9 protein-coding genes are annotated in these 8538 nt (G+C 63.6%); 7 read left to right on the top strand and 2 right to left on the bottom strand.

The window, feature by feature from the left end; all coding sequences use genetic code 11:
- A partial coding sequence (locus tag BMY53_RS24670; RefSeq protein ID WP_143074233.1) for a transposase domain-containing protein occupies nucleotides 1-271 on the top strand: 271 nt, incomplete at its 5' end.
- Nucleotides 272-349: 78 nt separating this feature from the next.
- Nucleotides 350-493, top strand: a complete 144-nt coding sequence (locus BMY53_RS26140; protein ID WP_177201045.1) for a hypothetical protein — start codon at nucleotides 350-352, stop codon at nucleotides 491-493.
- A 252-nt stretch (nucleotides 494-745) separates the two neighbouring features.
- Here the strand turns inward: BMY53_RS26140 and BMY53_RS24660 are convergent, their stop codons facing one another.
- The gene (locus BMY53_RS24660; protein WP_092949741.1) at nucleotides 746-1474 is read right to left on the bottom strand and encodes a Bax inhibitor-1 family protein; all 729 of its coding nucleotides are present in this window, start codon (nucleotides 1472-1474) and stop codon (nucleotides 746-748) included.
- 96 nt (nucleotides 1475-1570) lie between these two features.
- Between BMY53_RS24660 and BMY53_RS24655 the strand changes: the two genes are divergently transcribed.
- The 5 genes from BMY53_RS24655 to BMY53_RS24635 all read left to right on the top strand — a co-directional run bounded on the left by BMY53_RS24655 (nucleotide 1571) and on the right by BMY53_RS24635 (nucleotide 7846).
- Complete coding sequence (locus tag BMY53_RS24655) at nucleotides 1571-1972, top strand: GlcG/HbpS family heme-binding protein (protein WP_092949739.1); 402 nt, start codon at nucleotides 1571-1573, stop codon at nucleotides 1970-1972.
- Between the two features lie 430 nt (nucleotides 1973-2402).
- A complete protein-coding gene (gene carA / locus BMY53_RS24650) occupies nucleotides 2403-3563 on the top strand; it encodes a glutamine-hydrolyzing carbamoyl-phosphate synthase small subunit (protein ID WP_092949737.1) in 1161 nt (386 codons plus the stop codon).
- 12 nt (nucleotides 3564-3575) lie between these two features.
- Nucleotides 3576-6842: a carbamoyl-phosphate synthase large subunit gene (carB, locus tag BMY53_RS24645; RefSeq protein WP_092949735.1), complete on the top strand. Its 3267-nt coding sequence runs from the start codon at nucleotides 3576-3578 to the stop codon at nucleotides 6840-6842.
- An 81-nt stretch (nucleotides 6843-6923) separates the two neighbouring features.
- A complete protein-coding gene (greA, locus tag BMY53_RS24640; protein ID WP_092949733.1) occupies nucleotides 6924-7400 on the top strand; it encodes a transcription elongation factor GreA in 477 nt (158 codons plus the stop codon).
- Nucleotides 7400-7846: a DUF4149 domain-containing protein gene (locus BMY53_RS24635; RefSeq protein WP_092949731.1), complete on the top strand. Its 447-nt coding sequence runs from the start codon at nucleotides 7400-7402 to the stop codon at nucleotides 7844-7846. The genes greA and BMY53_RS24635 overlap by 1 nt, the downstream gene beginning before the upstream one ends.
- A 123-nt stretch (nucleotides 7847-7969) precedes the next feature.
- Here BMY53_RS24635 and yhbY read toward each other — a convergent pair whose 3' ends face one another.
- Entirely contained in the window at nucleotides 7970-8446 is a 477-nt protein-coding gene (gene yhbY, locus BMY53_RS24630; protein ID WP_092949729.1) for a ribosome assembly RNA-binding protein YhbY, read from the bottom strand.
- Nucleotides 8447-8538: the final 92 nt, after the last annotated feature.

Here is an 8538-nt window from a genome sequence, read left to right as displayed (position 1 = left end):
CTACGTTGAGGACGGCCGCTACAGCATCGACAACAACGTCCAGGAGAACGCGATCCGGCCGTTCTGCGTCGGCCGACGCAACTGGCTGTTCGCCGACACCGTGGCCGGGGCCAATGCCAGCGCAAACCTGTACTCGCTGCTGCAAACCTGCCAGGTCAACGGCATCGACGGCTACCGCTACCTGCGCGCACTGTTCGTTGCGCTGCCCAAGGCCCAGACGGCGGACGACTACGCCGCATTGCTGCCCTGGCGCATCGACCTCGCGGCCTGAATCGCTTCTACCCCGACAACTCGTTGGCGCCAAGGGCGCAGTTCATTGACCGCTTACACTCAAGCTGCAGGGGATGACGTGAAGCTCGACGCCACCGAGCGGCTTTTAGTGGCCTTGGCGAAAAAGCAAGTTATCAATGGTCGCCAGGCCCTTCGACTTCTCAACGATTACATGGAGGAGGCTGACGCCGTTCGGCCGTTCGGTCTGTTCGGCACCGTGTAGACACCAGCCCATCTTCGTGATCGTGAAGAGCGCAGGAATCGCACGGGTGACGTGCTGACGTGGGCCCGCGTCCGTCGATAGAAAGGCCCGGCGTTGCATGCAACGCTGGGCTCAGCCTAGCGAGTGAAATGGCTTCTAAGACATTGATTCATAAGGAGTTTTGGCAATCCTTGTGCATCAGCTAGATAATGCCGGCTGAAATGAAATAGGGCCCTGACGGGCCCTATTGCTATGGTGCGGCGTGGCCTGGTTTTACCGGCGGTCGCCGCCGAAGATGCCCAGCAGGGACAGCAGGGCCTGGAACACGTTGTAGAGATCCAGGTAGATGGCCAGCGTGGCGCTGATGTAGTTGGTCTCACCGCCATCGATCACGCGCTTGATGTCCACCAGCATGAAGGCCGAGAAGATGCCCAGCACGGCGACCAGCAAGGTCAGCATCAGGGCGGACGACTGCAGGAAGATGTTGGCGATGCCGGCGATCATCACGATGAGCGCGCCGACGAACAGGAACTTGGCCAGGGCAGACAGGTCGCGCTTGATGACCGTGGCCAGGGTGGCCATGCACAGGAAGATGGCGGCCGTGCCGCCGAAGGCCGTCATGATCAGCGTGGCGCCATTGCTGAAGCCCAGGATGGCGGCGACCAGCCGGGACAGCATCAGCCCCATGAAGAAGGTGAAGCCCAGCAGGAGGGCGACGCCCTTGCCGGAGTTCTTGTTCTTTTCCACCAGGAACATCAGACCGATGGCGCCGATGAAGAACACCAGGGTGGACAAGCCGTTGGACATGCCCTGGAACAGGCGCAGCTGCACGCCCAGCCACGCGCCCAGCACCGTGGGGACCAGCGAGGCGGCCAGCAGCCAGTAGGTGTTGCGCAGCACGCGTTGGCGCTCAGCCGCCAGCGAAGCGCCGAAACCGCCGAAGCCACCGAGTGGTCCCGACGAATTCTGCAGGTTTTGGTTGTTCAGGCCTTGGTTGTTCATGCGAACCTCCATCAAAAAGAAACCGTCCTCATTCTAGGTGGACGGGCCCACCTTGGCTAAAGTGGAGGCTTCCCCTTTGATTTCAACCGTAGCACTATGAAGCAGAAGCCCTACCTGAGTCTGGAAGACATCAAGCGCATCGCCACCGCCGCCGAGGCCGAGGCTGTCAAGCACCAGTGGGCGGTGACCATTGCCATCGTGGATGATGGTGGGCACCTGCTGTGGCTGCAGCGTCATGATGGCGCCGCCGCCAACTCGGCCGTCATCGCGCCTGCCAAGGCCAAGGTCGCCGCCATGGGTCGCCGCGAATCCAAGATTTACGAAGACATCGTCAACAACGGCCGTGCGGCCTTCCTCAGCGTGCCGCTGGAAGGCCTGCTCGAAGGTGGTGTGCCCATCGTCGTGGAGGGTCACTGCGTGGGTGCGGTGGGTGTCAGCGGCGTCAAGTCCAACGAAGACGCGCAGGTGGCCAAGGCCGGTATCGCCGCGCTGGGTTGAGCATCTCGCGGGGCGAGAGGGGCATGGCGTGGAGCGGCCTCCCGAAGGTTTCACGGAGCCTCCGGCTTCACGCAGAAGCAAGCACAACGTGACGTCATACGAATGACCGTTTGCGCAAAGCTTCTCGGTAGATACCCTGGCAGGCTATACTCAGCAGGTTTACCCGCAACCTACCGCGCCTCGCACACTTCACCCCCGCAAGGAATCACTCTTCACTGAGTGGCCCCTGAGCAGTACCAGAGCTTCCCTGTCGTTCCCGTTCGTTCCGGTCCCCGTCGCCCGCGTTGAGTCCACCCGCCCACCCCGGTGTGCGCTGCTCAGCCCCGGCGCCCAGGACAGGCGCCCGCAACGGAAAGGTCCACGGCAGACCTGGTACCGCCACCTGGGCCCTGAAGCAGAGCTGGGCGCGCGCACAACAACGGAGTTACCCGTGCTGCCCGATCTGCTTTCCTCCCCCCCAGCGATCCTCGCCCTGGCAGACGGCACGGTCTTCAAGGGTTCCGCGCTCGGCGCCGCCGGCCGGACCGTCGGTGAAGTGGTGTTCAACACCTCGCTCACCGGCTACCAAGAAATCCTCACCGATCCCAGCTACTGCCGCCAGATCGTCACCCTGACGTATCCGCACATCGGCAACTACGGTATCAACGATGAGGACGTCGAGGCGACGAAGATCCATGCCGCAGGCTTGATCATCAAGGAGGCTCCGGTCCTCGACTCCAACTTCCGCAAGTCGCGCACCCTGCGCCAATACTTGCAGGACGAAGGCACCGTCGCCATCGCTGACATCGACACCCGCCGCCTCACCCGCGTGCTGCGTGAAAAGGGCGCGCAGAACGGTTGCATCATGGCCCTGAAGGCTGGTGAGCAGATCACCGACGCGCTCATCCAGGAGGCCATCCAGCTGGCCCAGGGCGCGCCTAGCATGGCCGGTCTGGACCTTGCCAAGGTCGTCAGCCGCACCGAGCGTGAAACCTGGACGCAGACCGAATGGACCCTGGGCAAGGGCTACGGCGACCAGACCGCCCCGCGCTTCCACGTGGTCGCCTACGACTTCGGCGTCAAGAGCAACATCCTGCGCATGCTGGCCTCGCGCGGCTGCCGCATCACCATCGTGCCGGCCCAGACCCCGGCCTCCGAAGTGTTCGATCTGGAACCCGATGGTGTGTTCCTGTCCAACGGCCCGGGTGATCCGGAGCCTTGCGACTACGCCATCAAGGCCACCGCGCAACTGATCGAGGCCGGCATCCCCACCTTCGGTATCTGCCTGGGTCACCAGATCATGGCCCTGGCCTCGGGTGCGAAGACCTTCAAGATGAAGTTCGGCCATCACGGTGCCAACCACCCGGTCAAGGACCTGGACAACGGCCGCGTCAGCATCACCAGCCAGAACCACGGTTTCGCGGTGGATGCCGACACGCTGCCCGCCAACCTGCGCCCCACCCATGTCAGCCTGTTCGACGGCACGCTGCAGGGTCTGGCCCGTACCGACAAGCCGGCGTTCTGCTTCCAGGGCCACCCGGAAGCGAGCCCCGGCCCGCATGACATTTCCTATCTGTTTGACCGCTTCATCGGTCTGATGTCCAAGGCCTGATGGAGACCCGCAATGCCAAAACGTTCTGACATTAAAAGCATCCTGATCATCGGCGCGGGCCCGATCATCATCGGCCAGGCCTGCGAATTCGACTACTCCGGCGCCCAGGCCTGCAAGGCCCTGCGCGAAGAGGGTTACAAGGTCATCCTGGTCAACAGCAACCCGGCGACCATCATGACGGACCCCGACACGGCGGACGTCACCTACATCGAGCCCATCACCTGGCAGGTGGTCGAGAAGATCATCGCGAAGGAGCGGCCTGACGCCGTGCTGCCCACCATGGGCGGCCAGACCGCGCTGAACTGCGCGCTGGACCTGCACAAGCATGGCGTGCTGGAGAAGTACAAGGTCGAGATGATCGGTGCCAATGAGCACGCCATCGAGAAGGCCGAAGACCGCCTGAAGTTCAAGGACGCGATGACCAAGATCGGGCTCGGTTCGGCCCGCTCCGGCATTGCGCATTCGCTGGAAGAGGCCTGGAGCGTGCAAAAGCGCATCCTGGGCGAGATCGGCGGCAGCGGGTTCCCCATGGTCATCCGCCCCAGCTTCACGCTGGGTGGCACCGGTGGGGGCATCGCCTACAACCCCGAAGAATTCGAAGAGATCTGCAAGCGTGGCCTGGACCTGTCCCCGACCAACGAGCTGCTGATCGAAGAATCGCTGATCGGCTGGAAAGAGTATGAGATGGAAGTGGTCCGCGACAAGGCGGACAACTGCATCATCGTCTGCTCGATCGAGAACCTGGACCCGATGGGGGTGCACACCGGTGACTCCATCACCGTGGCCCCGGCCCAGACGCTGACGGACAAGGAATACCAGCTCCTGCGCAACGCCTCCATCGCCATCCTGCGCGAAATCGGCGTGGACACGGGCGGTTCCAACGTCCAGTTCTCCATCAACCCGGTCGACGGCCGCATGGTGGTCATCGAGATGAACCCGCGCGTGTCGCGCTCCTCGGCGCTGGCTTCCAAGGCCACCGGCTTCCCGATCGCCAAGATCGCTGCCAAGCTGGCCGTGGGCTACACGCTGGACGAGCTGCGCAACGACATCACGGGCGGCATCACCCCCGCGTCGTTCGAGCCCAGCATCGACTACGTCGTCACCAAGATCCCGCGTTTTGCCTTCGAGAAGTTCCCGATGGCCGACTCGCGCCTGACCACCCAGATGAAGTCGGTGGGCGAAGTGATGGCCATGGGCCGCAGCTTCCAGGAATCCTTCCAGAAGGCCCTGCGTGGCCTGGAGACGGGTATCGACGGGCTCACCGAGCGCAGCAGCGACCGTGAAGAGATCATCCAGGAGATCGGCGAGCCCGGCCCGGAACGCATCCTCTTCCTGGGCGATGCCTTCCGTGTGGGCATGACGCTGGACGAGGTCTATGAGGAAACCGCGGTGGATCCGTGGTTCCTGGCCCAGATCGAGCAACTGGTGAAGATCGAGCTGAGCCTCAAGGGCCGCACGCTGGCTGCGCTGAGCACCGACGAGCTGCGCCTGCTGAAGAAGAAGGGCTTCTCCGACAAACGTCTGGCCAAGCTGCTGGGCACCAACCAGCATGAGGTCCGCAAGACCCGCCATGCGCTGAACGTGCGTCCGGTCTACAAGCGTGTGGACACCTGCGCGGCCGAGTTCGCCACGCAGACGGCCTACATGTACTCCACCTATGACGAAGAGTGCGAGGCCAACCCGACCGACAAGAAGAAGATCATGGTGCTGGGCGGTGGCCCGAACCGGATCGGCCAGGGCATCGAGTTTGATTACTGCTGCGTCCACGCTGCCCTCGCCATGCGCGAAGACGGTTACGAGACCATCATGGTCAACTGCAACCCCGAGACGGTCTCGACCGACTACGACACCTCCGATCGTCTCTATTTCGAGCCGGTGACCCTGGAGGACGTGCTCGAGATCGTGGCCAAGGAGAAGCCGGTCGGCGTGATCGTGCAGTACGGCGGCCAGACCCCGCTGAAGCTGGCCCTGGACCTGGAAGCCAACGGCGTGCCCATCATCGGCACCACGCCGGATTCCATCGACATGGCGGAAGACCGCGAGCGCTTCCAGCAACTGCTGCACAAGCTGGCGCTGAAGCAGCCGCCCAACCGCACGGCCCGCAATGAAGAGCAGGCGGTGGCGCTGGCCAACGAGATCGGCTACCCGCTGGTGGTGCGCCCGAGCTATGTGCTGGGTGGCCGCGCGATGGAAATCGTGCACGGCGACAAGGACCTGGAGCGCTACATGCGCGAAGCGGTGCGTGTCTCCGAGAAGTCCCCGGTGCTGCTGGACCGCTTCCTGGAAGACGCGGTGGAGGTGGACGTCGATTGCATCTGCGACGGCGAAGGCGTGATGATCGGCGGCATCATGGAGCACATCGAGGCTGCGGGTATCCACTCCGGCGACTCGGCCTGCTCGCTGCCGCCCTACACGCTGTCGCAGGAACTGCAGGAAGAACTGCGCCGCCAGACGGCCGCCATGGCGCGTGCGCTGAAGGTGGTGGGCCTGATGAACGTGCAGTTTGCCATCCAGGGCGATGTCACCAAGGGCCTGGCCGAGAACACGGTCTATGTGCTGGAAGTGAATCCGCGTGCCTCGCGCACCGTGCCGTTTGTCTCCAAGGCCACCAGCCAGCCGCTGGCCAAGATCGCTGCGCGCTGCATGGCCGGCGTGAAGCTGCAGGACCAGAAGGCCGCGCATGGCAAGCCGCCGGTGGAAATCCAGCCGCCGTATTTCTCGGTGAAGGAAGCCGTTTTCCCGTTCAACAAGTTCCCCGGCGTGGACCCCATCCTCAGCCCGGAAATGCGTTCTACCGGTGAGGTGATGGGCGCGGGCCGCACCTTTGGTGAGGCCATGCTCAAGAGCCAGCTGGGCGCGGGTTCGCGCCTGCCGCGCCAGGGCAACGTGCTGATCACCGTGAAGAACGGCGACAAGGACCGTGCAGTCGTTCTGGCGCGCGACCTGGTGGCGCTGGGCTTTGGCGTGGTGGCCACCAAAGGCACGGCAGCGGCCATCGCCGAAGCCGGCGTGCCGGTGCGTGTGGTCAACAAGGTCAAGGACGGCCGCCCGCACATCGTGGACATGATCAAGGGTGGCGACATCCAGCTCGTGTTCACGACGGTGGACGAGACCCGCGCCGCCATCGCTGACAGCCGCCATATCCGCCAGGCGGCGCTGGCTAACCGCGTGACCTACTACACCACCATGGCCGGCTGTGAAGCCGCCGTGGAGGGCATGAAGCACAAGGACGGTCTACTGGTGCAATCGCTGCAGGAACTGCACGCCGAACTGCATTAAACTGGCCCATCCATTCCGCCGCCGCTGCTCAGCGTCCCTGAGCGGCAGCGGCGGTTTGTTTTGTTTTTCAAGGTTCTACACATGGCCACGATCCCACTGACCAAGCGCGGCGCTGAAAAGCTCAAAGAAGAACTGCATCGACTCAAGACGGTCGAGCGTCATGCCGTGATCAACGCCATTTCCGAGGCCCGTGCGCAGGGCGACCTGTCGGAAAACGCCGAATACGAAGCTGCCAAGGACAAGCAGGGCTTCATCGAAGGCCGCATCCTGGAAATCGAAGGCAAGCTCGCGGCTGCCCAGGTGATCGACCCGTCCGATCTGGATGCCGGCGGCCGCGTGGTGTTTGGCACCACCGTCGACCTCGAGGAAGAAGAGAGCGGCTCCGCCGTGACCTACCAGATCGTGGGTGACGACGAGGCGGACCTGAAGCAGGGCCTGATCTCGATCAGCTCCCCGATCGCGCGCGCGCTGATCGGCAAGGAAGCCGGCGATGTCGCTGAAGTGCAGGCCCCCGGCGGCATCAAGCGCTACGAAATCGTAGACGTCCGCTATCTTTGATGCTCAGCCGCGTCAGAGCGTTGCTGGCGGCGCTGTGGGCAGGTGAGCTGCTCACGGTGGCGCTGTTGGCGGCGCCCAATGCGTTTGCCGCGCTGGAGCGGGCACAAGCCGGGCTTTATGTCGGCCGTCTGTTCGAGATGGACGCCCGTGTGGCCCTGGCGGCAGGGCTGCTGCTCGTGATGATGGAGCGGCGGCTTCAGCAGGGTGGGAAGACTTCGGGCTCCGTGATGGGCTGGAATCTGGTGCTGCCGTTGCTGGCGCTGTTCCTGACCGTGCTCGGCTACTACGGCCTCCAGCCACTGATGGCCGCTGCGCGCAACGGGCAGGGGTCCTGGACCTTCCTGCAACTGCACGCGGTGTCGCTTGCGCTGTTCGGGCTGCGGATGATGGCGGTCCTGGTGCTTGCCTGGCGCGTGATGCCCAAGTCGGCGGTGCCGCAGGCTTGAAGACTGACACCCGGTGATGTTCTGCGGGAGCAGGCATCGCAGGCATGAAAAAAGGACGGCAGCGCCGTCCTTTGTCATTTCTCGCTAACCGCATGAGCAGTGGCGTAGGGGGAGCGTAGGGGCTCAGGAGGAACTGGCCTTCTTGACGCTGGTCTGGCGCGGCTTCTTGGCGCGCTTGATTTCACCGCCCTGGGTGACACGCTGGTTGCCCAGCACCTGCACCTTCTTGATCTGAGGCCGGTTGTTCCCGCTCTTGGAAAACTTCACGATCTTGACCATCTTGGGCGCCGGGCGGGCGTCCTCGTGGATGGCCTTTTCCTTCTCGACCACCGGGCGCCACAGCACCAGCAACTTGCCGATGTGCTGGATGGGGGCGGCGTCGAGTTCGTCGGCCAAGGTGGCGAGGATGGCCTCGCGGCCTTCGCGGTCGTCGGACATCACGCGCACCTTGATCAGGCCGTGAGCCTTCAGGGCGTTGTCGACTTCCTTGGTCACCGCCTTGGTGAGGCCGTCACCGCCAATCATCACTACGGGGTCCAGGTGATGGGCGTCGGCACGTTTGTCCTTGCGCTGGGCAGGGGTCAATTGAATAGCAGGCATGCGCGCATTATCCGCGAGCAGGCTGCAAAGCACGTTGAAACGCCGGATTCCCGGAAAAAAGACAGCGTCGCTTCTTCTATGTCATTGGCTAT

The organism is Roseateles sp. YR242 (genome assembly GCF_900109745.1).
Taxonomy (GTDB): domain Bacteria; phylum Pseudomonadota; class Gammaproteobacteria; order Burkholderiales; family Burkholderiaceae_C; genus Roseateles.
The sequence above is the reverse complement of the archived record's forward strand: the minus strand, read 5'-3'. Positions and strand labels throughout refer to the sequence as shown.